The sequence below is a fragment of the Streptococcus halitosis genome, assembly GCF_023147855.1.
Classification (GTDB): domain Bacteria; phylum Bacillota; class Bacilli; order Lactobacillales; family Streptococcaceae; genus Streptococcus; species Streptococcus halitosis_B.
The window spans coordinates 708,508-732,892 of sequence record NZ_JAHXOP010000001.1 but is presented as its reverse complement, the minus strand read 5'-3'; the positions used below and the strand labels follow the sequence as shown (position 1 = coordinate 732,892).

Genomic DNA, 24,385 nt, shown 5'->3' with positions numbered 1-24,385 from the left:
TCATTTATGTTCCTCAAAAAGAGGGACACCTCAGATTGGCTTTAACGTAGCCACCGTTTTATGTTTGCATAAAAATCAGTAGAGTAGTATCAGTTTAGGCTTTCTATGCGTTTCCAGCAACCACGCACTCTCTAGTAGAAAGGGACTAAGCGACTTGTCTCTATGCATTATTATAGCATGATTGCGAGAATTTTCAAGGTTTTTGTATAATTTTTTTGTTTTTCTCTCTTTGGAAGACATGCTTGATCCCCATGCCAGCAGCCAATCCAAGTAGGGCAAAGAGTTCATAGGCTAGGAAGTAAAGCAGGATGAATTCACCAAAGGTGATGATGGTAAAGCAAAAGACCAGACCAATACCGAGTAGCCACCAAAGTGAGAAATGAAATCGATAGCTATAAAGTAGCGATACGATAAAGGTTACTAGGGGAGAAAAGAGGAGAATGTTATAAATGTACAGTCCTTTCAGCGTATAAGAATCAGATATCAGCAGTAAAAGCAACTCATAGAGGGGCCAGTAAAAGAAGAAAATGACAAAGTAGTATGGAATATACTTAAGATATTTCCGCATGGCAATAGTCCTCCAATCTACAAAAATTGAGAGATGTTGAAGACCACATAATCCTAAATGAAGGGGAACTCTCTATTTATATTATAGCACGTATTGGAAGCCTTTACAAGTTAATCCAGTGAGTAGCGATAGTGCTCTTTTTGAGTGTTTTCTGCTATAATACTAACAAAAGAAGTAAGAGGAAAAGAGGAGAAAGGATGACCAAAATAGCAGTTCTTTCAGACATACATGGGAATACGACAGCCCTGGAAGCTGTACTGACTGATGCTAAAAAGGCAAAGGTAGATGAGTACTGGCTTTTGGGGGATATTCTTATGCCAGGAACAGGACGTGGAAGGATATTGAATCTTTTAGCGGCTTTGCCTATTACTGTAAGAGTTCTTGGTAATTGGGAGAATAGTCTCTGGCGTGGTTTGCATCGCAAGCTAGATTTGACAAAAGCTAGTCATCGCTACCTCCTACGTCAATGCCAGTATATATTAGAAGAAATCAGCCCTGAAGAAATCGAAGACCTCCACAATCACCCCATGCAAGTTCATCGTCAGTTTGGTGATTTGATGGTGGGAATCACTCACCATCTCCCTGATAAAAACTGGGGTAGGGAGTTGATTCATACGGGAAAACAAGAAGATTTTGATAGATTAGTGACGGAACCGCATGCCTCCATCGCAGTATATGGTCATATTCACCAACAGTTGCTTCGTTATGGAAGTGATGGACAGTTGATTCTTAATCCAGGGTCCATTGGACAACCCTTCTTTCTAGATGCGAAGTTGCGTAAGGACCTGCGGGCCCAGTATATGATCTTAGAGTTTGATGAAGCAGGTTTGGCTGATGTTGATTTTCGTCGAGTGGATTATGATGTAGAAGCCGAATTGCAGTTGGCTAAAGATTTAAAGCTCCCCTATTTCCAGGTCTATTATGAAAGTTTGGTAAATGGGATTCACCACACTCATAACCAGGAACTTCTGTATGAGATTGCTCAAAAACAGGGGCATGATATTGAGTTGGATGAATGGTTAGATAGTAGTAATGATTGACATGACATCAAAAAGGGGTATAATGAGTATGAGAAGAGAGATGATGAAAATCTCAGGTGAAAGGGGAACAAAATGCAAATTTCAAGTCGATTTACCATTGCGACCCATATGCTAATTATCATTGCTATAAAGGGCCGGGAAAGCAAGGTGACCAGTGATTTTCTCGCAGCTAGCGTTGGAGTTAATCCAGTCATTATCCGTAAGACTTTGTCGCAACTCAAAAAAGCAGGATTGATTTCAGTTGCGCGTGGGACGGGCGGTACCGAGATTATAAAGGACCTCCAAGATATTAGCCTTTTTGATGTGTATCAGGCTGTCGAATGTCTAGGAAAATCTGGCAAACTCTTTAGTTTCCATGACAATCCCAATCCTAACTGTCCAGTAGGGGCTAATATTCATAAGGTCTTGGATCAGAAATTGCTGGATATCCAAGTAGCTATGGAAAATCAACTTCGTCAGATGAGTCTGGCTCAGGTTGTGGCAGATGCAGAAGCAAGAATAGCAAAATAAGAGGGCTAGGCTCCTCTTTTTCTATTGCCATAATTATGGTACAATGTAGACATTAAAGGAGGAGACTATGTACTTTATCACAGGATTTTTTGTCCTACTTTTTCTCGTTTCGTTTTTAAGGGACAATCGCAGTCTCTGGAATCCAGCTCTCTTGCTTTTGTCTCTGCTCTTTTCTTATATGTCCATTGCCAATCTTTTTTACGAAGCTGGGCAGAAAGAAGTGCACATGGTTTTCTTTGCAGGGATTTTTCTCCTGCTGCCTCTTTTAGTTTTTCTAAGTGGTTTTTTCCTTATTTATAATGGATTCGTGTTATTGAAAAAAGAAGGAAAATCCAAGGCAAATTATTTGTCTCTAGGATTAGGTTGTGTGATTCTATTCTTTTTTGTGATCATGGCGATTCGAGTGAGCGATACCAAGGGCTTGTTTTACACCAATCATCTAGTGAATATTATCTTTTTCTTTTTGATTTATTCGTATTTGATTTTTGGTTTTGCCTTTGCAGGATTTCTGCTTTATTCTATCCTGTATCTTTTTATTCCTAAGAAAAAATATTATGATTTTATCATCATTCACGGAGCAGGTTTGTTGAATGGAGAAAAAGTGACTCCCTTACTAAAGAGTCGCATTGATAAGGCAGTAGAAGCCTATCGCCAGTCTCTTAATCCCAATGTTAAAATCATCGCGAGTGGTGGTCAAGGTGGAGATGAAAAGATATCCGAAGCTCAGGCGATTTGTAATTATTTGTTGGAAGAGACAGATATTCCGAGAGAAGCGATTCTCCTAGAGGAAGACTCAACGACGACCTATGAGAATCTTCTCTTCTCAAAAGAAATGGGAGAGAAGCTGGTGACCAGTCCACGTTTTCTCTTTGTGACCAATGATTACCATGTTTTTCGTACCAGTACCTATGCTCGCCGTATTGGGATGAAGGGAGATGGCCTTGGTTGCCGTACAGCCGCCTACTATATCCCATCGGCCTTTATCAGAGAATATATTGCTCTATGTGTGAAGATGAGATGGCTTTTTATCGCCCTCTATGTTTTGTTGATTTTAGCTCTGATTTTCTCCTATAGAGGTGTTCTATGGTAATATGTAAAATTCATATTGTAATTCTTGTTAGAATCTCTAAAAAATCTTGTAGTAACCCTAAGGGAAAAATTGTCACTAGTAATGAAAGAGCAGGGTAAGTGATTGTGAGTGCGGTTTTTGGAACGGCTTCATGATTGCTCGTCAATCAATTGAACAATTTCTAACCTAGTTGCAGATTTTCAGAGAGAGTCAAAAATAGGCAACTGAATATGAGTAGACTAGAATTTTACAGTCAACGACAAATAAAAATGTGAACAGCAACAGAGGTTCACATTTTCTTTTTGGTCTATGGCAAAATGGCTTTTAGTTCCTTCAGGATAGTTTGCAAGGTTACGATCGCTTGTTCTCCTTGTTGTGGTTGATAGAGTAGTTGGAAATACTTGCGAATAGTTTCTTCAAATTGCTTAGGGAGGAGAGTACAATGGGTCTTTGTGTACTCCAACATTCGTTTTTCACCAGGATGGGTTTGCTCATTGAGCGCAAATAACAAGTCAAAGTAGGAAGCAAAAAACTCACTTGAGCGGTGATTCATACTGAGAAGATCTTGGCGTTTGATAGCTTTTTCTATTTGGTGAGAGAAGGCAGGCATGGCTTGTTCTAGTAAAAGGAGTTGCCTTTCAATGATATGCTTTTTGAGTTCCTGTGGATAGGGAATCTGGCAGGTTCTTTGGAGCGAAGCATAGTTTCCATTCGGATCGTATAGAATCTTGCTGTGGAGTAGATTATGCCACATGCAAGTTGTATAAGCATTTTGAGCTTGATGCTGAAAAACGGTTGAGTTCAATTCCTGTTCAAATGATTCCAGTGAACGATAAATCAACTCGATTTCGATACCGTTGTTTAGTACGCAGTCGTCCTCTAATTCCCAAAACTGGTTTCCAATTTCCATATAGGAGCAATAGTTGCTAAGAATGATTTGACGAGTTTTCTCGTCAATAGGTGAGTTAAGATAGACATAGACATCATAGTCAGAATTTTGTTTGTAGTCACATATTTTCTAGAGAGAGTAGTTAATGAATAAGCACCACTTACAAAAAGTTAGGGTTAAGGTGTCTAAGATTCTTAGTTTTGGGATGAGTGGTACAGATTTTTACGAGCATTTTATTATGATGGTAACTGGATGTAGTTTGCACTTGTATTATTTAGGATAAGTAGTATAATTAGTTATACAAATCATACCATAAAGGAGGTAACAGTTATGAAAGCACCGAAAGGTAAATATGCTTGGACAGCTACAGTTGGAGAAAAAGGTCAAATAGTAATACCAAAACAGGCGCGCGATGTCTTTAATATCAAACCTGGCGATACGATTCTGCTTCTTGGTGATGAAAAGCGTGGAATTGCCATACCGCCGAAGGGAGCCTTTGCACACTTGATGGAAATTGCTTTTGAAGAGAAGGAGGATGAATAAAATGAAGTATGTTTTAGAGGTAAATGATATTACAAAAAAATATTCAGCATTTGAATTGAAACCTATAAGTTTTCATATTAAATCAGGTGAGGTTATGGGATTTATCGGTAGGAATGGAGCAGGTAAGACTACAGCGATTAAATCCATTCTAAATCTTGTTCATCCTGATGCAGGGAATGTCCGTATTCTTGGAATGGATTATCTGGATAATGAAGATGAAATCAAACAACGAATTGGTTATGCAGTGGGAGGAACCAATTATTATAAAAGAAAAAAATTAAAGGATATTGTCGCCATTACTCGTATTTTTTATGATAACTGGGATGATGAATCGTATCGTCATTATCTTGATGCATTTAAACTTGATGAAAATAAGAAAATTATGGAACTGTCTGAGGGGATGAAAGTAAAATTTTATCTTACTTTAGCTCTTTCTCATCATGCTAAGCTTTTGATTTTAGATGAGCCAACTAGTGGACTTGATCCAGTATCTAGAGATGAGATGAATGAAATCTTTCGAAAACTAGCAGAAAAAGGGGTAGCAATCTTGTTTTCTACTCATATTACTAGTGATTTAGAGAAGTGTGCAGATACTATTACTTATATAAAAAATGGTGAATTGCTTTTATCTGAGAGGAAAGAGGATTTTATCAGTCATTACACGAAAGAAATAGGGCAGAAATCCACACTTGAAGATATTATGGTGCATATTGAGAGGGAAGAGGTGAATTTGTGATGAGAAAACTTCTCTATAAAGAAATGAAACTAACAGCAAATCCTTTGAGCTATTGCTTTATAACTTTTTCAGCTATTACGATGATTCCAAGGTATCCTATTCTTGTCGGTTCCTTTTTTATCTGTCTTGGTATTTTTTATACTTATCAACAAGTTCGAGAATGTGATGACATCACCTACACGGTCATGTTGCCAGTTAGAAAACAAGATGTGGTTACGTCTAAATATTTATTTGTTTTATCTATCGAGTGCATAGCTTTCATATTATGTCTTTTTCTGACGATTATTCGGATGAGACTCTTAGGAGATGCCACACCGTATGTGACAAATCCGTTGATGAATGCAAATGCTGCATATCTTGGATATATAATGCTTGTATTTGCAACCTTTAACAGTGTTTTTCTCGGAGGCTTTTTTAAAACAGCCTATAAGATTGGGAAGCCTTTTATCCTATTCTGCGCAGTCGCAACTGTCATAATATTCATGGGAGAGATATTACACCATATTCCTGGATTAGAAAGTTTGAATGATTCTTCAAATTTGAACGTACCACAGATAGTAATATTACTTTTTGGTGTTGCCATATTTAACTTATGCACCTGGTTTTCTTATCAGAAAGCTATAAAAGATTTCGAAAGAATTGATTTATAAAATTGAATACATTAAGTGTCCGTATTTTGTCGGAGAAAATCCAATAGAAAATGGTGCTGATAAAGAATTAAAAGTTGTGGAGCTGTTAGAACAGTGTTTCATATGGAAAAAATGTATGGGAAATACCAAAATTGTAGGTATCAGAGTAGCAAAATAAATTTTTATTTCCGTTTGGTACCTATGATGGTGAAATTCCTGTTGGATTTATTATGATTGGCTATAATGTTGACGATTATTGGGACAATCCGCCTGATATAGCAAGAGGAAACTATAACCTTTGATGTTTAAGTATCAGAAAAAAGGTTTTGGAAGGGAAGCCATTGCTTTTGGCTTGAATTTTATTAAATCTTTTCCCTGTGGGAAAGCAAAGTATTGCTGGCTATCATATGAATCCGAAAATAAAGTAGCTTGTAAATTATATCATTCATTTGGTTTTACTGAAACTGGAGATATGGAAGGAAATGAGATTATTGCAATACTGGAGCTCTGAGATATTTTAATAATTTGAATATTAAAACATATATTGCAACAAAATCAGTTAAATGATAGAGTAGTATAGTAGGATTGAGCAAAAATGAGTTAAAATTGACCAGTACACACAAGAAAGTATCTCTACTTATGAAAATATAAAAATGTGAACCCTTGTTTTGAGTTCACATTTCTTTTTTATTCCGCAGCTTGTTGCCAACGTTTTGCTAGCTTATGAGACAGGCTAGAAATGGCAAAGTTAAAGATAAAGTAAATCAAGGCAATCAGGATATAAAGACTGAAGACCTGCTCTGGTTCGAAATAACGTCCCATGAGAATTTGGCTGGCGCCAAAGAGTTCTTGTAGGGCGATAACAGAGTAGAGAAGACTGGTATCCTTAATCACGGTCACAAACTGTGAAATGATGGCTGGCAGCATTTTTCGGATCGCTTGCGGGAGAATGATGTAGTAGAGGATTTGCACTGAAGTGAATCCTTGCGACATTCCTGCTTCATACTGCCCTTTGTCCACGGCATTGAGACCACCTCGGATAATTTCAGCTAGGGCTGCTGAGGTAAAGAGGGTAAAGGCAGTGATACCTGCTGGTGTGGACTTCATCTTAAACACCAAAAAGATGGTGAAAATCCAGAGGAGGTTGGGAACGTTACGTACAAACTCGATATAAATGCTGGAGATGATCCGTAAGACAGGATTTTTCCCATTTCTCATGACGGCTAGTACTGTTCCGATAAGGGTCGAGAGGACGATAGCAATCAGAGAAATGTAGAGAGTTAAGCCGAATCCTTTAAAGATAAAGACTAGGTTATCTGGGGTCAAAACTTCTAAAATAGATTCCATAGTAACCTCCTAAAGTGAATAGGCTTTTTTGTTGGCTTGCTCCATTTTGCGACCAAACTGGGCAACAGGGAAGCATAGGGCAAAGTAGAGAAGAGCAGCACCTAAAAAGGCTGGGATATAGTTGCCGTTGAGAGCCGACCAAGACTTAGTCACAAACATCAAGTCTACTCCAGAGATGATAGCTACGGTAGAGGTGTTCTTGATGAGGTTAACAATTTGGTTGGTCAATGGAGGGAGAATGATACGAAAGGCCTGAGGCAAGATAATCAAGCGCATGGCACTGACATAGGTAAAACCTTGGGACAAGGCGGCCTCCATCTGACCGCTAGGAATAGACTGAATCCCTGAACGAATCACCTCAGCGATATAGGCGCCGTGATAGAGTCCCACGCAGAGAACGGCTGTCCAATAAATCGGAATCATGATGGTGTGTTCACTGATAAGAGGCAAACCATAGAAGACGATGACAAACTGCACCAAGAGGGGAGTATTTTGATAAAATTCGACAAAGATACGAGCCAAAATTCTTAAAATTTGATGTTTGCTAGTTGATAGGACTCCAAAGAAGATACCCAAAAGCATGGCGAGGATAAAGGAACCAATCGCTAGGGCAAGGGTGAAGAGGAAACCATTGAAAAATTGTCCAAAATCCTGAAAATAGGCTGTCCAAGATGATAAATCTGTCATGGGGTGTCCCTCCTTAATCTGCAGTATGGCTAGATGGTTTGAGCTTGTAACGGTCATAAAATTTCTGCAAACTACCGTCCTTGGTCCATTTAGTGACCAAGGTATCAAGATAATCGTTTAGCTCGGTGTTTGATTTCTTGGTGACGATACCGTAATCAGATGGCTTAAAACTATCATCTAGTAGTTCTGTCCGTTTACTAATATAGCCAGACAGGATAGAGCGGTCCACGGAAAAGGCATCAATACGGTGAGCGTGAAGGGAAGTAATCAATTCTGGGTAGGAACCAAGTTCGACGAATTTAAAGGTTAGACCTTTCTTTTTACCTAGTTCAGTAATCAAGCGCTGGGTGATGGAACCTTGGGCAACCCCAATGGTTTTGCCGTTTAGGTCCTCAATGCTTTTGATGTTGGCGGATTTATTGACCAAAAAACCAGAAGCATCCGTGTAGTAGGAACTGGTGAAATTGTATAATTTTTTACGTTCATCTGTGATGGTGAAGGTTGCGATATCCATGTCTACCTGTTCGTTGTCCAGTAGTGGACCGCGGGTTTGTGCTGTAACAGGCACATAGCGAACTTTGACCTTGAGTTCGTCTGCAATCATCTTGGCAAGGTCTGTTTCGATACCAGAATAAGTCCCTGTCTTGGGATCTTTGTAACCAAAATTGGGAACGTCTTGTTTAACGCCGACAACTAGTTCGCCTCTTTTTTGAATGTCTGCGACGCTAGTATCGGCCTGGACTGGTTTGGCAGCAGCAAGGCTGAAAAGGCTAATCAATAATGCGGATAAAAAGAATTTCTTTTTCATAGGCGCCTCCTTATTTGACTTTGTCACTTTCGTGGTTGATAATTTTGCTGAGGAATTGTTGGGCACGAGGTTCGCTTGGGTTGTCAAAAAAGTCATCGACATCTGTCGTATCCACCAAAACTTCTCCGTCAGCCATAAAGATAATGCGGTCCGCAACCTCTCGAGCAAATCCCATTTCGTGGGTAACGATAATCATGTTCATCCCGTCATGTGCTAGTTTCTGCATAACTGCTAGAACATCTCCGATAGTCTCAGGATCAAGAGCAGATGTTGGCTCATCAAAGAGTAGGAGTTCCGGATGCATGGCAAGACCACGAGCGATGGCGATCCGCTGTTTTTGTCCACCAGATAGCATGGCCGGATAAGAATCTTTCTTGTCCCACATATTTACAAATTCCAGATATTTTTGGGCCGTTTTTTCAGCCTCTTTTTTATCAATCCCTAGAACTTTAATGGGTGCAAGTGTCACGTTTTCTAACACTGTTTTGTGTGGATAAAGGTTAAAATGTTGAAAAACCATGCCGACTTCCTTACGAAGAGGAACTAAATCTCTCTGGCTAGCACCTGCTACTTGGTGTCCATTGACTAGGAGACTTCCTTTGTCAACAGCCTCCAAACCATTAATCGTACGGATAAGAGTGGACTTCCCAGAACCAGAAGGTCCAAGCAGGACAACGACTTGTCCTTTTTCAAAACGGAGATTGATGTCGCGGAGTGCGTGGTAGTCTCCGTAATATTTTTCGACGTGTTTAAATTCTACTAAAGCCATGAGAGATCTCCTTTGTGTTAGATTTTATAACACGATTCTACATCAAAAGATTTGTCTTGTCAAATAATATCAGAAAAAAGTTAGTAAAATTTTTGTACAAAGCAATCTGAATAGAGAAAATGCCTAAATCATGTTATAATGAAACGATAGAATTCTTAGAAAGAGTGGATGTTTTTTTGATAACTCCTACTTATGAATGGCAGTTTGCCCCGCAGGTTGAAGATGCGGATTTTACAAAGATAGCCAAGAAGGCTGGACTGGGTCCTGAGGTGGCTCGGTTATTATTTGAAAGAGGGATTCAGGATGAAGAAAGTCTGAAGAAGTTTTTAGAACCTTCTTTAGAGGATTTACATGACCCTTATCTGCTCCATGATATGGACAAGGCAGTGGAACGGATTCGTCAGGCCATTGAAGAAGGGGAAAATATTCTCGTCTATGGAGACTATGATGCGGATGGTATGACTTCAGCTTCGATTGTTAAGGAAAGTTTGGAACAGCTTGGCGCTGAGTGCCGTGTTTATCTACCAAATCGCTTTACCGATGGCTATGGTCCCAATGCCAGTGTCTATAAATACTTTATCGAGCAAGAGGGAATTTCCTTGATTGTGACAGTGGATAATGGAGTTGCTGGTCACGAGGCCATTGAAATGGCCCAGTCTATGGGAGTGGATGTCATTGTGACCGACCATCATTCCATGCCGGAAACCCTGCCAGCTGCCTATGCGATTGTTCACCCTGAGCATCCAGATGCGGACTATCCTTTCAAATATCTAGCTGGTTGCGGAGTGGCTTTCAAGCTGGCTTGCGCCCTTTTAGAAGAAGTGCAAGTGGAATTGCTTGATTTGGTCGCTATCGGTACCATTGCAGATATGGTGAGCTTGACAGATGAAAACCGTATCATGGTTCAATATGGTCTGGAAATGTTGGGGCATACTCAGCGCATCGGTCTACAAGAAATGCTGGACCTAGCTGGGATTGCTGCGAATGAAGTGACAGAAGAAACGGTTGGATTCCAGATTGCCCCTCGTTTAAATGCCCTGGGGCGTTTGGATGATCCCAATCCTGCCATTGATTTGCTGACTGGATTTGATGACGAGGAAGCTCATGAGATTGCCCTCATGATTCACCAGAAAAACGAAGAGCGCAAGGAAATCGTCCAATCCATCTATGAAGAAGCTAAGACCATGGTGGATCCTGAGAAGAAGGTTCAGGTTTTGTCCAAGGAAGGCTGGAATCCTGGCGTTCTGGGTATCGTGGCTGGGCGCTTGCTGGAAGAACTGGGGCAGACAGTCATCGTTCTTAATATAGAGGATGGTCGTGCTAAGGGTAGCGCTCGTAGTGTGGAAGCAGTCGATATTTTTGAAGCCCTAGATCCCCATCGCGACCTCTTTATCGCCTTTGGCGGCCATGCTGGTGCAGCAGGAATGACGCTGGAAGTGGAGAAACTCTCAGATTTATCTCAGGTCTTGGAAGACTATGTCCGTGAAAAAGGGGCAGATGCTGGTGGCAAGAACAAGTTAAATCTAGATGAAGAGCTGGATTTGGAGACTCTTAGTTTAGAAACGGTTAAAAGCTTTGAACGCTTGGCACCTTTTGGAATGGATAATCAGAAACCTGTCTTTTATATTAAGGATTTTCATGTCGAAAGTGCCCGTACCATGGGAGCAGGCAATGCCCACCTCAAACTGAAAATTTCCAAGGGTGAGGCGACTTTTGAAGTGGTGGCCTTCGGACAAGGTAGATGGGCAACAGAGTTTGCTCAAACAAAAAACCTAGAATTAGCAGTCACCTTGTCTGTCAATCAATGGAATGGCCAAACTGCCCTCCAGTTGATGATGGTGGATGCGCGTGTGGAAGGTGTTCAACTCTTTAACATTCGTGGGAAGAATGCAGTCTTGCCAGAAGGGGTTCCAGTCTTGGATTTCTCTGGAGAGTTGCCGGATTTGGCGACTAGTGACGCGGTTGTTGTGAAAGCAATTCCTGAGGATATTACCCTGCTGAAAACCATTTTTCAGAAACAGAATTTCTCTGCTGTCTATTTCAAAAATGACATTGACAAGGCCTACTATCTGACAGGTTATGGAACTAGAGAACAGTTTGCAAAATTGTACAAGACCATTTACCAGTTCCCAGAGTTTGATATTCGCTACAAGCTCAAAGATTTGGCAACTTATCTCAATATTCAACAAATCTTGCTGGTCAAGATGATCCAAGTGTTTGAAGAGCTGGACTTTGTGACGATCAAAGATGGTGTTATGACAGTCAATAAAGAAGCGCCGAAAAGGGAAATTGCTGAAAGTCAGATTTACCAAAATCTCAAACAGACCGTTAAAGACCAAGAAATGATGGCGCTAGGTACCGTGCAAGAAATTTATAACTTTTTAATGGAGAAATAGTAGAAGTTAGGAAAGAGTTGGGTAACCAGCTCTTTTTTGAAAACAAATCTTCGTTTTGAAAATCATCAAAAAAATGGTATAATGGTAGGAAAAGATTCGGCTGAAAGTTTTAGAACTTTTAGAATAAGAGGGTAAACCTACCCTATAATCAAGATAAATTAAGTTTCGGAGGGAAAATGAGTAATATCAGTTTAACAACACTAGGTGGTGTACGAGAAAATGGGAAAAATATGTACATCGCTGAAATCGATGGTTCTATTTTTGTTTTGGATGCTGGGCTTAAATACCCTGAAAATGAACAACTAGGGGTTGATGTCGTCATTCCAAACATGGACTACCTTTTTGAAAATAGTGACCGTATCGCAGGGGTCTTCTTGACCCACGGGCATGCGGATGCCATTGGTGCTCTGCCTTATCTCTTAGCAGAGGCTAAGGTTCCTGTGTTTGGCTCTGAGTTGACTATCGAGTTGGCGAAACTCTTTGTCAAAGGAAATGATACGGTTAAGAAATTCAATGACTTCCATGTGATTGATGAAAACACGGAGATTGACTTTGGGGGAACGGTTGTTTCCTTCTTCCGTACGACTCACTCTATCCCAGAAAGTCTGGGAGTTGTGTTAAAAACACCAAAAGGGAACATTGTTTACACAGGCGACTTCAAATTTGACCAGACGGCTAGTGAATCCTATGCGACGGATTTTGCGCGTTTAGCCGAAATCGGCCGTGACGGTGTCTTGGCACTTCTCAGTGATTCTGCAAATGCAGACAGCAATATCCAGGTGGCGAGCGAGAGTGAAGTTGGGGATGAAATTACCCAAACCATCGCTGACTGGGACGGTCGTATCATCGTTGCAGCGGTTGCCAGCAACCTATCTCGTATCCAGCAGGTTTTTGATGCAGCTGCGGAGACTGGCCGCCGAGTCGTTTTGACTGGATTTGATGTTGAAAATATCGTCCGTACAGCGATTCGTCTCAAAAAATTATCTCTAGCTAATGAAAGTCTCTTGATCAAACCAAAAGAAATGTCTCGTTTCGAAGACCATGAGTTGATTATCTTAGAGACTGGTCGTATGGGTGAACCCATCAATGGACTTCGCAAGATGTCCGTTGGGCGCCACCGTTATGTAGAAATCAAGGATGGAGACTTGGTTTATATTGTAACAACTCCATCCACCGCCAAAGAAGCAGTTGTGGCTCGCGTTGAAAATATGATTTACCAAGCTGGTGGTGTGGTAAAACTCATTACCCAGAGTTTGCGAGTATCAGGGCACGGAAATGCGCGTGATTTGCAGTTGATGATCAATCTTTTGCAACCGAAATATCTCTTCCCTGTCCAAGGGGAGTACCGTGAGTTGGATGCGCATGCCAAGGCTGCCATGGCAGTTGGAATGTTGCCAGAGCGCATTTTCATCCCTAAAAAGGGAACGATCATGTCCTATGAACATGGAGATTTCGTCCCAGCTGGAGCAGTTTCTGCAGGCGATGTCATGATTGATGGAAATGCCATTGGTGATGTTGGGAATGTCGTTCTTCGCGACCGTAAGGTCTTGTCAGAGGATGGAATCTTTATCGTGGCTATTACTGTTAACCGTCGTGAGAAGAAGATTGTGGCTAAGGCTCGTGTTCATACGCGTGGATTTATCTACCTTAAGAAAAGTCGTGACATTCTCCGTGAAAGTTCAGAATTGATTAACCAAACGGTAGAAGAGTATCTTCAAGGTGATGACTTTGACTGGGCAGATCTCAAAGGCAAGGTTCGTGACAATTTGACCAAGTACCTCTTTGATCAAACCAAGCGTCGCCCAGCAATCTTGCCAGTCGTGATGGAAGCTAAATAATAAGCAGAATACCTACGGAAAAAGTCGATATTCGGCTTTTTCTTATAGAATAGCCAAAGGAGAAAATCATGGCAGTTATGAATATTGAGTATTACTCAGAAGTTTTGGATATGGAGTGGGGCGTTACAGTACTCTATCCAGATGCTAGTCGGGTGACTGAACCAGATTGCGCAGATATTCCTGTTCTTTACCTTTTACACGGAATGTCAGGAAATCAAAATAGCTGGCTCAAACGTACCAATGTCGAACGCTTGTTGCGCGGAACCAATCTCATTGTTATCATGCCCAATACTAGCAATGGCTGGTACACAGATACTCAGTATGGCTATAACTACTATACTGCTCTAGCAGAAGAGCTCCCCCAAGTCATGAAACGTTTCTTCCCCAATATGACCAGCAAGCGAGAAAAAACCTTCATAGCAGGTCTCTCCATGGGTGGCTATGGTTCCTTCAAGCTGGCTCTCGCAACCGATCGTTTTTCTCATGCGGCTAGTTTTTCTGGTGCGCTCAGTTTTCAAGAATTTTCTCCTGAAAGTCAGGATCTGGGATCGCTTGCCTACTGGAGAGGAGTTTTTGGAGAAATCAAAGATTGGACAGCTAGTCCTCATTCGCTTGAAAGCATGGCTACAAAATCCGATAAAAAGACCAAACTATGGGTTTGGTGTGGGGAACAAGACTATCTTTACTCTGCCAATAATCTCGCAGTGAAAAACCTCAAAAATCTTGGTTTTGTGGTGAACTATAGTCATAGTCCAGGTAAGCACGAGTGGTACTACTGGGAAAAACAATTGGAACGTTTTTTGGCTACTCTACCAATTGACTTTGTCTTGGAAGAACGTTTATCTTAATTTTAGATTTCTTTCAGCTTTATTCAGTAAAATAGAGAATCTATCTTGATCAGGGAAAATGCAATTTCAAGATAGGTTCTTATTTTTATGAAAGGTGGGGTGTCATGTTCTGGATTATTCGATTATTGTTCCGATTTCTGTTGGGAATTTGGCGTTTCTTCTGGCGTCTGGTTTGGACTGTGGTCATTCTACTTCTCATTGCCTTTGGAGTGCTTTGGTACCTGACTGGTGATTTTCATTCTGCAGTCAATCAGGTTGAAAAAATGAGCCAGATTGGTCAAGGTGGCTGGAATCAATGGAAGGAGACGGGAACGCTGGAAGTCTTGTCTCAGACAGACAGTCACCAACATGCAGAAGGCAAGTGGGCCCAGGCCTCAGCTCGCATCTATATTGAACCTCAAATGGATGAGACCTTCCAAGGCGCCTATGCAGAAGCAATAAAAAACTGGAATCAAACGGGAGCCTTTACCTTTGAGGTGGTTGCGGATCCTAGCCAGGCAGATATTGTGGCAAGTGAGATGAATGATGGATCGACCGCTGTGGCTGGCCAATCTGAGAGTCAAACCAATCTGTTGACCAATCAATTTATATCTGTAACGGTTCGCCTGAATCACTATTATCTATCCAATCCAAACTATGGTTATTCTTATGAACGGATCGTGCACACGGCGGAGCACGAGCTGGGGCATGCCATCGGATTGGATCATACCAACGAAACTTCTGTCATGCAGCCGGCAGGTTCCTACTATGGAATTCAGCCTCGGGATGTGAAAGCTGTTCAAGAACTCTATACCAGTAGCGACTAGATGAAGTTGGTGCAATCTAAAATAAAATCAAAGCTCCTCCATCAAGTGATTGGTGGGGCTTTTTGTTCGTCCTGTTACGGCCTTTTTGCTATAATGGAACTATGAACAACTTGATCAAATCAAAACTAGAGCTCTTGCCGACCAGCCCTGGTTGTTACATTCACAAAGATAAAAACGGTACAATTATCTATGTTGGAAAGGCTAAAAATCTGCGTAACCGTGTGCGCTCCTATTTCCGTGGAAGTCATGATACCAAGACAGAGGCTCTGGTGTCTGAAATTGTGGATTTTGAATTTATCGTCACTGAGTCTAATATTGAGGCACTTCTCCTAGAAATCAACCTGATCAAGGAGAATAAGCCTAAATACAATATCATGCTCAAGGATGATAAGTCCTATCCCTTCATCAAAATCACCAATGAGCGTTATCCTCGCTTGATTATCACCCGTCAAGTCAAGAAGGACGGCGGTCTTTATTTTGGCCCTTATCCAGATGTGGGAGCGGCCAATGAAATCAAGCGGTTGCTGGATCGGATTTTCCCTTTTCGTAAGTGTACCAATCCGCCGTCTAAGGTCTGCTTTTATTACCATATCGGTCAATGTATGGCCCACACCATCTGTAAAAAGGATGAGGCTTATTTCAAGTCCATGGCTCAGGAGGTTTCTGATTTCCTAAAAGGGCAGGATGACAAAATCATCGATGATCTTAAGGGCAAGATGGCAAAGGCAGCTCAAAGTATGGAGTTTGAACGTGCGGCGGAATACCGTGACCTGATTCAGGCCATTGGAACACTTCGGACCAAGCAACGGGTCATGGCGAAAGATTTGCAAAACCGTGATGTCTTTGGCTACTATGTCGACAAGGGCTGGATGTGTGTTCAGGTTTTCTTTGTTCGTCAGGGAAAACTCATCGAGCGAGATGTCAATCTCTTCCCTTACTACAATGATCCGGATGAGGACTTCTTGACCTATGTGGGGCAATTTTATCAAGAAAAATCCCATCTGGTTCCCAATGAGGTGCTGATTCCGCAGGATATCGATGAAGAAGCAGTCAAGGCCTTGGTGGATACCAAGATTCTCAAACCCCAGCGTGGAGAGAAAAAACAACTGGTCAATTTGGCTATAAAGAATGCCCGTGTTAGTCTGGAGCAGAAGTTCAATCTGCTAGAAAAATCTGTCGAAAAGACCCAAGGGGCTATTGAAAATCTAGGACGCTTGCTCCAAATCCCGACTCCGGTTCGCATCGAGTCCTTCGATAACTCTAATATCATGGGAACCAGTCCTGTTTCAGCTATGGTGGTCTTTGTCAATGGCAAACCGAGTAAAAAAGACTACCGTAAGTACAAGATAAAAACGGTTGTAGGTCCAGATGACTATGCTAGTATGCGCGAGGTTATTCGCAGACGTTATGGCCGAGTTCAACGTGAGGGCTTGACCCCGCCAGATTTGATTGTCATTGATGGGGGGCAAGGTCAAGTCAATATCGCTAAGCAAGTTATTCAAGAAGAGCTAGGATTGGATATTCCAATTGCAGGCCTGCAAAAGAATGACAAGCACCAAACCCATGAGCTACTCTTTGGAGATCCGCTTGAGGTGGTGGAGTTATCCCGAAATTCTCAGGAATTTTTCCTCCTCCAACGCATCCAAGATGAGGTGCATCGTTTTGCTATCACTTTTCACCGCCAACTGCGCTCGAAAAATTCCTTTTCATCACAACTGGATGGGATTGACGGTCTGGGACCTAAACGCAAGCAGAATCTCATGAAGCATTTCAAGTCTCTCACTAAAATCAAGGAAGCCAGTGTGGATGAGATTGTCGAAGTTGGTGTGCCAAGAACAGTCGCAGAAGCTGTTCAGAGAAAGTTAAACCTTCAGGAGGAAGTGGAATTGGCTCAAGTGGCAGAACCATTAAAAGAATTGGAATAAGTATCTAGATAGAAAGTAGAAGAAATGAATAGGATTGAGATTGACAGAGATATACTCCTTTTTTTACGATTTGCTTACTTTGGGAATACAAAAGATTTATTTTTGGCTGCAACTACTCGAGCCTATCTGGATTTTAATCGAACCTTGCGATTTCATGGCATGCCAGATGAACAGCGCTTGGAGATGAGAAATCGGGCCTCTAAGTGTATCAAAGAAGCGATTTTAAATCTCTTGAATCGGGACAAGCTGTGTCAAACTGATTTTGATAGTTGGCATCATAGGACTTGTGATAGTATTATAGAATGCTATCGTTCAAATGGGATTCGATTCACTTATGGTCATGCTCAAAAGTGGATTAATATGACGTTCAAGTATCTGTATATGCTTGAAGCTGTAACCCTAGACTCCGTTTTTCTTTTTTTACACGTACCGATAGATAACATCGTGTTAGAGAGGGCGAACAAACAGTTGTGTATCCCAAAACCTTCTCAAGTGTGGAGTAGTTGGGGAGATTACGCTTTCTATCTTCAATATCAAGAACATTTGAGGCAAAGAATAGGCAAGGAAGCTCCTCTTCGCTGGGAGTTTCACAATTGGCTAGATGAAATAGAAAAAGGAAAATCATCATGAACCATAAAATCGCAATTTTATCAGATATTCATGGCAATGCGACGGCGCTAGAAGCAGTGATTGCAGATGCTAAAACTCAAGGAGCCAGTGAATACTGGCTTCTGGGAGATATTTTTCTACCTGGTCCAGGTGCAAATGACTTGGTCGCTCTGTTAAAGGAACTTCCTATCACAGCAAGTGTTCGAGGCAATTGGGATGATTGTGTCTTAGAGGCTTTAGATGGGCAATATGGCTTAGAAGACCCACAGGAAGTCCAGCTCATGCGATTGACCCAGTTTTTGATGGAGCGAATGGACCCTGCGACGATTGTCTGGCTACGAAGTTTACCTATGCTAGAAAAGAAAGAAGTTGATGGACTGCGCTTTTCTCTCTCTCATAATTTGCCAAATAAGAACTATGGTGGCGACTTGTCTGTTGGAAATAACACAGATAAATTTGACCAACTCCTAGACGAGGAAACGGATGTGGCAGTTTATGGTCATGTCCACAAGCAGTTGCTTCGTTATGGAAGTCAAGGGCAACAAATTATCAATCCAGGTACGATTGGCATGCCCTATTTTGATTGGGAGGCGTTAAAAAATCACCGTGCCCAGTATGCCGTGATAGAAGTAGAAGATGGGGAATTGGTAAATATTCTATTCCGAAAAGTTTCTTATGATTATGAAGCGGAGTTAGAATTGGCCAAGTCCAAGAACCTTCCTTTTATCGAAATGTATGAAGAACTACGCCGAGATGACAACTATCGAGGGCACAATCTAGAACTCTTAGCTAGTTTAATCGAAAAGCATGGGTATGTAGAGGATGTGAAGGATTATTTTGATTTTTTGTAAAGTTAGAAATAAAATGGACGCTCTTATTTGGAAGTGAGGCTTGTAGTCGAATTGCTTAGAAAAGATGGTTTAGCTAAAGTTTGACATTGAAATTATTTTGTTATAGAATGGACTTAATTCTTAATAAAAAGGAGAACATTATGAAGAAAATTATTACAGCCAGTATGGCTCTTTTATCTGTTGTTGTTTTAGCAGCATGTTCAGGGAAAACAACGTCTGATTCTTCGACTAAAAATTCAAGTTCTGTAGAGCAAACTTCTTCAGAGACCTCATCAACAACGTCTAGTTCAAAGACAGAAAATAATGAGATCGTTTTGATCACCGATGAAGAAATTGATAATGCTAAAACTGTTGGAGATGTGAAGAAAGTTTTTGGTAAACTAGTTGACAATTATAAAAAGCATGCAGTTGAAATTGGAGAAAAAATTCCAGAGAGTGGAAAAGAAGCATATAACGCCCAAGTTGAACCCGCACTTAAGTCTATGGAGACTGTAAGAGAGTCATTTAACGAAAGTCTTTCAAGTATTGGTTCTGATGATACAGTAGTGCCAGAACAAACTCGTACTCTATTTGTTCAACAGTTGAAAACTGGACGTGATACAATGAAGAAAGCACTGGAGTCAGCGTATAAAGCAGTTGCTCCATACACATCTGGTCAATAATATGAGAAAGTAGGTGAATTATCACCTGCTTTTTGATTTGTTTAAATCCAAAACGATACCTACATAAAGAGCTACAAGTGGATAGTAGAGAGTTTGAAAGAAGTACTAACTCTATGAAAAATCTCTGCAAGCTCTTTCAAATTATGGTAGAATGGAAGCAGTAGAATTAGAAAAGGAAATCGATTATGAAATTTCTTGAATTAAATAAAAAACGTCATGCGACAAAGCATTTTACTGATAAACCGGTAGATCCCAAAGATGTGCGTACGGCTATCGAAATCGCAACCTTGGCCCCAAGTGCCCACAATAGCCAGCCATGGAAGTTTGTGGTTGTTCGTGAGAAAAATGCTGAATTGGCAAAATTAGCTTATGGTTCGAACTTTGAGCAGGTATCATCAGCGCCAGTGACCATTGCCTTGTTTACAGATACAGATCTTGCCAAACGTGCCCGCAAGATTGCCCGTGTTGGTGGCGCAAAGAATTTCTCAGAAGAGCAACTTCAATATTTCATGAAGAATTTGCCTGCCGAGTTTGCGCGTTACAGTGAACAACAAGTTAGCGACTACCTAGCCCTCAATGCAGGTTTGGTTGCCATGAACTTGGTTCTGGCTCTTACAGACCAAGGAATCGGTTCTAACATTATCCTTGGATTTGACAAATCAAAAGCCAACGAAGTTTTGGACATCGAAGACCGTTTCCGCCCAGAACTCTTGATTACAGTGGGTTACACAGACGAGAAATTAGAACCAAGCTACCGCTTGCCAGTAGATGAAATCATAGAGAAAAGATAGAAGGAAGAAAAAATGACAGCAATTGATTTTACAGCAGAAGTAGAAAAACGCAAAGAAGACCTCTTGTCTGACTTGTTTAGCCTTTTGGAAATCAACTCAGAACGTGATGATAGCAAGGCAGATGCGCAGCATCCCTTTGGACCTGGTCCAGTAAAAGCTTTGGAGAAATTCCTTGAAATCGCAGACCGCGATGGCTATCCAACTAAAAATGTTGATAACTACGCAGGACATTTTGAGTTTGGTGAAGGAGAAGAAGTTCTCGGAATCTTTGCTCACATGGACGTGGTGCCAGCTGGTAGCGGTTGGGACACGGAACCTTATACACCAACTATCAAAGATGGTCGCCTTTATGCGCGCGGAGCTTCAGATGACAAGGGACCTACAACAGCTTGTTACTATGGTTTGAAAATCATCAAAGAATTGGGTCTTCCAACTTCTAAGAAAGTTCGTTTTATTGTCGGAACAGACGAAGAATCAGGCTGGGCAGATATGGACTACTACTTTGAACATGTAGGACTTGCAAAACCAGACTTTGGCTTCTCTCCAGACGCTGAATTCCCTATCATCAATGGTGAAAAAGGAAATATCACAGAATACCTTCACTTTGCAGGTGAAAATGCAGGTGCTGCTCGTCTTCACAGCTTTACAGGTGGTTTGCGTGAAAACATGGTACCTGAATCAGCAACAGCAGTCGTTTCAGGTGTCTTAGCTGACTTGCAAGCTAAACTAGATGCCTTTGTTGCAGAGCACAAACTTAGAGGAGAACTCCAAGAAGAAAACGGTCAGTACAAGGTGACTGTGATTGGTAAATCTGCCCATGGTGCTATGCCTGCTTCAGGTGTCAATGGGGCTACTTACCTAGCATTCTTCCTCAGCCAATTTGACTTTGCTGGACCAGCCAAAGACTACCTCGACATTGCTGGTAAGATTCTCTTGAATGACCATGAGGGTGAAAATCTCAAGGTTGCTCATGTGGATGAAAAAATGGGTGCCCTTTCTATGAATGCGGGTGTCTTCCGCTTTGACGAAGCAAGTGCTGACAATACCATTGCCCTCAACTTCCGTTATCCAAAAGGAACAAGCCCAGAGCAAATCAAGTCAATCCTTGAAAACTTGCCAGTTGCTTCTGTTAGCCTCTCTGCCCATGGTCATACACCTCACTATGTACCGATGGAAGATCCACTTGTGCAAACCTTGTTGAATGTCTATGAAAAACAAACTGGTCTCCAAGGTCACGAACAAGTCATCGGTGGTGGTACCTTTGGTCGTTTGCTAGAACGTGGGGTTGCCTACGGTGCGATGTTCCCAGACTCAATTGACACTATGCACCAAGCCAATGAATTTATCGCCTTGGACGATCTCTTCCGAGCAGCAGCAATCTATGCAGAAGCTATCTATGAATTGATCAAATAAAACGATAGAAGTCTGAGATTTTATGCTTAGACTTCTTTTTGGAGGGAAAACAGATGTCTCAAATCGAAAGAATCAAGCAAGCCATTATGGCGGATCCGCAGAATGCCAGCTACACAGAACGTGGAATCGAACCTCTCTTTGCGGCGCCAAAAACTGCTCGCATCAATATTGTCGGTCAAGCTCCGGGGTTTAAAACGCAAGAAGCTGGGATTTATTGGAAGGATAAGAGTGGTGATCGTCTGCGTGAGTGGCTAGGTGTAGATGAAGATACATTTTACAATTCGGGCTTGTTTGCAGTTATTCCCATGGACTTTTATTTCCCAGGACATGGAAAATCAGGCGACCTTCCCCCCCGTAAAGGCTTTGCCGAAAAATGGCACCCACAACTCCTCAAGGAATGTCCAAATATTGAATTGACACTTTTGATTGGGCAATATGCCCAAGCCTATTATTTACATGAGAAAATTAGTGGCAAGGTAACAGAACGGGTAAAACGCTACAAAGACTATCTACCAGAATTTTTCCCTCTGGTTCACCCATCACCACGAAATCAAATCTGGATGGCTAAAAATCCTTGGTTTGAGTCAGAAGTGGTGCCAGATTTGAAAAAAAGAATTAAAATCATTTTATAGTCAATGAAAATCAAAGAGCAAACTAGGAAGCTAGCTGCAGGCTGCTCAAAGTACAGCTTTGAGGTTGCAGATAAAACTGACGAAGTCAGCTCAAAACACTGTTTTGAGGTTGTGGATAGAACTGACGAAGTCAGTAACCATACCTACGGTAAGGCGACGCTGACGTGGTTTGAAGAGATTTTCGAAGAGTATTAGGAGAAAAAGAATGAAAGAAATAGCCTTCGATGAATTTTACCAGCTCTATCAGAAAGAGTCCCTTTCAGTCTTAGACGTGAGAGAAGTAGCAGAGTTCGAGGCGCTTCATTTAGAAGGTGCTCAGAACCTACCACTTGGTCAATTAGCTGATATCTATGATCGATTGGATAAGGACCTCTTGTATTATGTCATTTGTAAATCTGGGATGAGGTCAGCGCGTGCTTGTCAATTTCTAGCTGAAAAGGGTTATGACGTTATCAATGTCCAAGGTGGAATGACGGCCTTTGAAAATCTTTAAACCTATATGGCGATAGATCCTAGTTTTCCCTTGCTCGGCTCCAACTGAGTAAGGGATTTTGTTTTTAGATAATTCTTATTTTTAAAAATATTGAAAACATTCAATATTTACTTCGTGATGCTTTTTTCATACTCTTATTCGTGATATACTAGGTCAGTATTTTAGAAATATGAAGGAGATTCTTTATGGCTAAAAAAGGTGCCCTAACAGGTTTGCTCCTGTTTGGAATATTTTTTGGTGCGGGGAACTTGATTTTTCCGCCTTCTCTAGGTGCCCTATCTGGAGAACATTTTCTTCCTGCCATTGCAGGTTTTGTCTTTTCAGGCGTCGGTATCGCCGTTTTGACTCTCATTATTGGAACACTAAACCCGAAAGGATACATTCACGAGATTTCTAAGAAAATCTCACCTTGGTTTGCGACGCTTTATCTTGCAGTCCTCTATCTATCGATTGGTCCCTTCTTTGCCATTCCACGTACTGCCACAACAGCTTATGAAGTTGGGATTAGCCCCCTCTTGTCAGAAGCAAATAAAGGCCTAGGATTGATTATCTTTACTGTGTTGTATTTTGCAGCAGCCTATCTGATTTCGCTTAATCCATCAAAAATCTTGGATCGAATCGGACGTGTTTTAACGCCAGTCTTTGCCTTGTTGATCGTTATCTTGGTTGTACTAGGTGCCTTCAAATATGGTGGAACAAGCCCTCAAGCGGCCTCAGAAGCCTATCAATCCTCTGCTTTTGGGACAGGTTTCCTAGAAGGGTATAATACCTTGGATGCCCTTGCCTCAGTTGCCTTTAGTGTGATTGCAGTTCAAACCTTGAAACAACTTGGATTCTCCAGTAAGAAAGAATACATTTCAACTATTTGGGTGGTTGGTATCGTTGTAGCTCTTGCCTTTAGCGCTCTTTATATCGGTTTAGGATTCCTTGGAAATCATTTCCCAGTACCAGCAGAAGCGATGAAGGGTGGAACACCAGGTGTTTATATCTTGTCACAAGCAACTCAGGAAATCTTTGGTTCAACAGCTCAACTCTTCCTTGCTGTTATGGTAACTGTAACCTGCTTCACAACGACAGTTGGATTGATTGTGTCGACAGCAGAGTTCTTTAACGGACGTTTCCCACAAATCAGCTACAAGGTCTATGCCACTGCCTTTACCTTGATTGGGTTTGCTATTGCAAATCTTGGTCTTGATGCAATCATTAAGTACTCAGTGCCAGTACTGGTAATCTTGTACCCAATCACCATCGCCATTGTGATGATCGTGATTGTTAATAAGTTTATCGCCCTATCAAAACCGGGCATGCAGTTAACTATTGGGCTTGTTACAGCGATTGCTCTTGCAAGCGTCCTTGGAAGTTCTTTTAAGATTGAGTTTCTAGCAAATCTCGTCAATGTTCTTCCGTTTGCAGCTGCCTCTCTTCCATGGCTAGTGCCAGCTATTATCGGAATCTTGCTTTCATTGGTTCTACCAAACAAACAAGAGAGTGACGTTTTTGAGATGGAATAAAAAAAATTCTTGGTC

At 41.4% G+C, this 24,385-nt stretch carries 25 protein-coding genes and 1 pseudogene; 20 read left to right on the top strand and 6 right to left on the bottom strand.

The genetic code is table 11. The features are described from left to right. Positions 1–193 precede the first annotated feature (193 nt). Positions 194–568: a hypothetical protein gene (locus tag KZX55_RS03630; protein WP_061588368.1), complete on the bottom strand. Its 375-nt coding sequence runs from the start codon at positions 566–568 to the stop codon at positions 194–196. A 197-nt stretch (positions 569–765) separates the two neighbouring features. Here KZX55_RS03630 and KZX55_RS03625 point away from each other — a divergent pair, with 197 nt between their 5' ends. The 3 genes from KZX55_RS03625 (at position 766) to KZX55_RS03615 (ending at position 3,208) form a co-directional block, all read left to right on the top strand. Further along, positions 766–1,608: a metallophosphoesterase family protein gene (locus KZX55_RS03625; RefSeq protein WP_248024522.1), complete on the top strand. Its 843-nt coding sequence runs from the start codon at positions 766–768 to the stop codon at positions 1,606–1,608. A 72-nt stretch (positions 1,609–1,680) separates the two neighbouring features. Continuing rightward, the gene (locus tag KZX55_RS03620; protein ID WP_001167381.1) at positions 1,681–2,118 is read left to right on the top strand and encodes an Rrf2 family transcriptional regulator; all 438 of its coding nucleotides are present in this window, start codon (positions 1,681–1,683) and stop codon (positions 2,116–2,118) included. A 67-nt stretch (positions 2,119–2,185) separates the two neighbouring features. Next, entirely contained in the window at positions 2,186–3,208 is a 1,023-nt protein-coding gene (locus KZX55_RS03615) for a YdcF family protein (RefSeq protein WP_000273638.1), read from the top strand. Positions 3,209–3,494: 286 nt separating this feature from the next. Here the strand turns inward: KZX55_RS03615 and KZX55_RS03610 are convergent. Further along, positions 3,495–4,193 (bottom strand): annotated as a pseudogene (locus KZX55_RS03610) (DUF4037 domain-containing protein); the annotation flags it as partial. A 213-nt stretch (positions 4,194–4,406) separates the two neighbouring features. Here KZX55_RS03610 and KZX55_RS03605 point away from each other — a divergent pair. The 4 genes from KZX55_RS03605 (at position 4,407) to KZX55_RS03590 (ending at position 6,495) form a co-directional block, all read left to right on the top strand. Continuing rightward, positions 4,407–4,619, top strand: coding sequence for an AbrB/MazE/SpoVT family DNA-binding domain-containing protein (locus tag KZX55_RS03605; protein WP_000646903.1), 213 nt, complete (start codon positions 4,407–4,409; stop codon positions 4,617–4,619). Between the two features lies 1 nt (position 4,620). Then, positions 4,621–5,355: an ABC transporter ATP-binding protein gene (locus KZX55_RS03600; protein WP_025168406.1), complete on the top strand. Its 735-nt coding sequence runs from the start codon at positions 4,621–4,623 to the stop codon at positions 5,353–5,355. Further along, positions 5,355–6,005 carry an ABC-2 transporter permease gene (locus KZX55_RS03595; RefSeq protein ID WP_248024520.1) on the top strand — a complete coding sequence of 217 codons (651 nt, stop codon included), beginning with the start codon at positions 5,355–5,357 and terminating at the stop codon, positions 6,003–6,005. The genes KZX55_RS03600 and KZX55_RS03595 overlap by 1 nt, the downstream gene beginning before the upstream one ends. A gap of 280 nt (positions 6,006–6,285) precedes the next feature. Beyond that, the gene (locus tag KZX55_RS03590) at positions 6,286–6,495 is read left to right on the top strand and encodes a GNAT family N-acetyltransferase (RefSeq protein ID WP_198001848.1); all 210 of its coding nucleotides are present in this window, start codon (positions 6,286–6,288) and stop codon (positions 6,493–6,495) included. 176 nt (positions 6,496–6,671) lie between these two features. Here the strand turns inward: KZX55_RS03590 and KZX55_RS03585 are convergent, their stop codons facing one another. Genes KZX55_RS03585 through KZX55_RS03570 form a run of 4 tightly spaced genes read right to left on the bottom strand, consistent with a single transcriptional unit; the run spans position 6,672 to position 9,595 of the window. Then, positions 6,672–7,331 (bottom strand): amino acid ABC transporter permease, encoded by a 660-nt coding sequence (locus tag KZX55_RS03585; RefSeq protein WP_247951530.1) that lies wholly within the window; start codon positions 7,329–7,331, stop codon positions 6,672–6,674. A gap of 9 nt (positions 7,332–7,340) precedes the next feature. After that, positions 7,341–8,018, bottom strand: coding sequence for an amino acid ABC transporter permease (locus tag KZX55_RS03580; RefSeq protein ID WP_248024511.1), 678 nt, complete (start codon positions 8,016–8,018; stop codon positions 7,341–7,343). 13 nt (positions 8,019–8,031) lie between these two features. After that, positions 8,032–8,826, bottom strand: coding sequence for a transporter substrate-binding domain-containing protein (locus KZX55_RS03575; protein WP_248024510.1), 795 nt, complete (start codon positions 8,824–8,826; stop codon positions 8,032–8,034). A gap of 10 nt (positions 8,827–8,836) precedes the next feature. Continuing rightward, the gene (locus tag KZX55_RS03570) at positions 8,837–9,595 is read right to left on the bottom strand and encodes an amino acid ABC transporter ATP-binding protein (RefSeq protein ID WP_057488642.1); all 759 of its coding nucleotides are present in this window, start codon (positions 9,593–9,595) and stop codon (positions 8,837–8,839) included. Between the two features lie 176 nt (positions 9,596–9,771). Here KZX55_RS03570 and recJ point away from each other — a divergent pair, with 176 nt between their 5' ends. The 13 genes from recJ to brnQ all read left to right on the top strand — a co-directional run bounded on the left by recJ (position 9,772) and on the right by brnQ (position 24,370). Then, entirely contained in the window at positions 9,772–11,991 is a 2,220-nt protein-coding gene (gene recJ / locus KZX55_RS03565; protein WP_248025051.1) for a single-stranded-DNA-specific exonuclease RecJ, read from the top strand. Positions 11,992–12,167: 176 nt separating this feature from the next. Then, positions 12,168–13,829, top strand: coding sequence for a ribonuclease J (locus KZX55_RS03560; RefSeq protein WP_138335829.1), 1,662 nt, complete (start codon positions 12,168–12,170; stop codon positions 13,827–13,829). Between the two features lie 68 nt (positions 13,830–13,897). Continuing rightward, complete coding sequence (locus KZX55_RS03555; RefSeq protein WP_248024508.1) at positions 13,898–14,677, top strand: alpha/beta hydrolase; 780 nt, start codon at positions 13,898–13,900, stop codon at positions 14,675–14,677. 104 nt (positions 14,678–14,781) lie between these two features. Beyond that, complete coding sequence (locus KZX55_RS03550) at positions 14,782–15,483, top strand: M57 family metalloprotease (RefSeq protein WP_248024506.1); 702 nt, start codon at positions 14,782–14,784, stop codon at positions 15,481–15,483. Between the two features lie 101 nt (positions 15,484–15,584). Then, the gene (gene uvrC / locus KZX55_RS03545) at positions 15,585–17,408 is read left to right on the top strand and encodes an excinuclease ABC subunit UvrC (protein ID WP_248024498.1); all 1,824 of its coding nucleotides are present in this window, start codon (positions 15,585–15,587) and stop codon (positions 17,406–17,408) included. Between the two features lie 24 nt (positions 17,409–17,432). Continuing rightward, a complete protein-coding gene (locus tag KZX55_RS03540) occupies positions 17,433–18,038 on the top strand; it encodes a hypothetical protein (protein ID WP_248024487.1) in 606 nt (201 codons plus the stop codon). Beyond that, on the top strand, positions 18,035–18,868 hold the full coding sequence (locus KZX55_RS03535) for a metallophosphoesterase family protein (RefSeq protein ID WP_248024485.1): 834 nt from the start codon (positions 18,035–18,037) through the stop codon (positions 18,866–18,868). Before KZX55_RS03540 ends, KZX55_RS03535 begins: the two co-directional genes overlap by 4 nt. Positions 18,869–19,008: 140 nt before the next feature. Continuing rightward, complete coding sequence (locus KZX55_RS03530) at positions 19,009–19,530, top strand: hypothetical protein (RefSeq protein WP_248024483.1); 522 nt, start codon at positions 19,009–19,011, stop codon at positions 19,528–19,530. Between the two features lie 185 nt (positions 19,531–19,715). Beyond that, the gene (locus KZX55_RS03525; RefSeq protein ID WP_000670152.1) at positions 19,716–20,321 is read left to right on the top strand and encodes a nitroreductase family protein; all 606 of its coding nucleotides are present in this window, start codon (positions 19,716–19,718) and stop codon (positions 20,319–20,321) included. A 12-nt stretch (positions 20,322–20,333) separates the two neighbouring features. Continuing rightward, positions 20,334–21,734, top strand: coding sequence for a dipeptidase PepV (pepV, locus tag KZX55_RS03520; RefSeq protein WP_248024481.1), 1,401 nt, complete (start codon positions 20,334–20,336; stop codon positions 21,732–21,734). Between the two features lie 53 nt (positions 21,735–21,787). Further along, positions 21,788–22,366, top strand: a complete 579-nt coding sequence (locus KZX55_RS03515; protein ID WP_248024465.1) for a uracil-DNA glycosylase family protein — start codon at positions 21,788–21,790, stop codon at positions 22,364–22,366. 205 nt (positions 22,367–22,571) lie between these two features. Next, a complete protein-coding gene (locus KZX55_RS03510; RefSeq protein WP_248024463.1) occupies positions 22,572–22,859 on the top strand; it encodes a rhodanese-like domain-containing protein in 288 nt (95 codons plus the stop codon). A gap of 185 nt (positions 22,860–23,044) precedes the next feature. Further along, complete coding sequence (brnQ, locus tag KZX55_RS03505) at positions 23,045–24,370, top strand: branched-chain amino acid transport system II carrier protein (RefSeq protein ID WP_248024461.1); 1,326 nt, start codon at positions 23,045–23,047, stop codon at positions 24,368–24,370. Positions 24,371–24,385: the final 15 nt, after the last annotated feature.

Excerpts from the sequence above, each read along its gene's own strand:
- KZX55_RS03630 (WP_061588368.1), bottom strand. The coding sequence starts at position 568 with ATGCGGAAATATCTTAAGTATATTCCATACTACTTTGTCATTTTCTTC.
- KZX55_RS03625 (WP_248024522.1), top strand. The coding sequence starts at position 766 with ATGACCAAAATAGCAGTTCTTTCAGACATACATGGGAATACGACAGCC.
- KZX55_RS03620 (WP_001167381.1), top strand. The coding sequence starts at position 1,681 with ATGCAAATTTCAAGTCGATTTACCATTGCGACCCATATGCTAATTATC.
- KZX55_RS03615 (WP_000273638.1), top strand. The coding sequence starts at position 2,186 with ATGTACTTTATCACAGGATTTTTTGTCCTACTTTTTCTCGTTTCGTTT.
- KZX55_RS03605 (WP_000646903.1), top strand. The coding sequence starts at position 4,407 with ATGAAAGCACCGAAAGGTAAATATGCTTGGACAGCTACAGTTGGAGAA.
- KZX55_RS03600 (WP_025168406.1), top strand. The coding sequence starts at position 4,621 with ATGAAGTATGTTTTAGAGGTAAATGATATTACAAAAAAATATTCAGCA.
- KZX55_RS03595 (WP_248024520.1), top strand. The coding sequence starts at position 5,355 with ATGAGAAAACTTCTCTATAAAGAAATGAAACTAACAGCAAATCCTTTG.
- KZX55_RS03590 (WP_198001848.1), top strand. The coding sequence starts at position 6,286 with ATGTTTAAGTATCAGAAAAAAGGTTTTGGAAGGGAAGCCATTGCTTTT.
- KZX55_RS03585 (WP_247951530.1), bottom strand. The coding sequence starts at position 7,331 with ATGGAATCTATTTTAGAAGTTTTGACCCCAGATAACCTAGTCTTTATC.
- KZX55_RS03580 (WP_248024511.1), bottom strand. The coding sequence starts at position 8,018 with ATGACAGATTTATCATCTTGGACAGCCTATTTTCAGGATTTTGGACAA.
- KZX55_RS03575 (WP_248024510.1), bottom strand. The coding sequence starts at position 8,826 with ATGAAAAAGAAATTCTTTTTATCCGCATTATTGATTAGCCTTTTCAGC.
- KZX55_RS03570 (WP_057488642.1), bottom strand. The coding sequence starts at position 9,595 with ATGGCTTTAGTAGAATTTAAACACGTCGAAAAATATTACGGAGACTAC.
- KZX55_RS03560 (WP_138335829.1), top strand. The coding sequence starts at position 12,168 with ATGAGTAATATCAGTTTAACAACACTAGGTGGTGTACGAGAAAATGGG.
- KZX55_RS03555 (WP_248024508.1), top strand. The coding sequence starts at position 13,898 with ATGGCAGTTATGAATATTGAGTATTACTCAGAAGTTTTGGATATGGAG.
- KZX55_RS03550 (WP_248024506.1), top strand. The coding sequence starts at position 14,782 with ATGTTCTGGATTATTCGATTATTGTTCCGATTTCTGTTGGGAATTTGG.
- uvrC (WP_248024498.1), top strand. The coding sequence starts at position 15,585 with ATGAACAACTTGATCAAATCAAAACTAGAGCTCTTGCCGACCAGCCCT.
- KZX55_RS03540 (WP_248024487.1), top strand. The coding sequence starts at position 17,433 with ATGAATAGGATTGAGATTGACAGAGATATACTCCTTTTTTTACGATTT.
- KZX55_RS03535 (WP_248024485.1), top strand. The coding sequence starts at position 18,035 with ATGAACCATAAAATCGCAATTTTATCAGATATTCATGGCAATGCGACG.
- KZX55_RS03530 (WP_248024483.1), top strand. The coding sequence starts at position 19,009 with ATGAAGAAAATTATTACAGCCAGTATGGCTCTTTTATCTGTTGTTGTT.
- KZX55_RS03525 (WP_000670152.1), top strand. The coding sequence starts at position 19,716 with ATGAAATTTCTTGAATTAAATAAAAAACGTCATGCGACAAAGCATTTT.
- pepV (WP_248024481.1), top strand. The coding sequence starts at position 20,334 with ATGACAGCAATTGATTTTACAGCAGAAGTAGAAAAACGCAAAGAAGAC.
- KZX55_RS03515 (WP_248024465.1), top strand. The coding sequence starts at position 21,788 with ATGTCTCAAATCGAAAGAATCAAGCAAGCCATTATGGCGGATCCGCAG.
- KZX55_RS03510 (WP_248024463.1), top strand. The coding sequence starts at position 22,572 with ATGAAAGAAATAGCCTTCGATGAATTTTACCAGCTCTATCAGAAAGAG.
- brnQ (WP_248024461.1), top strand. The coding sequence starts at position 23,045 with ATGGCTAAAAAAGGTGCCCTAACAGGTTTGCTCCTGTTTGGAATATTT.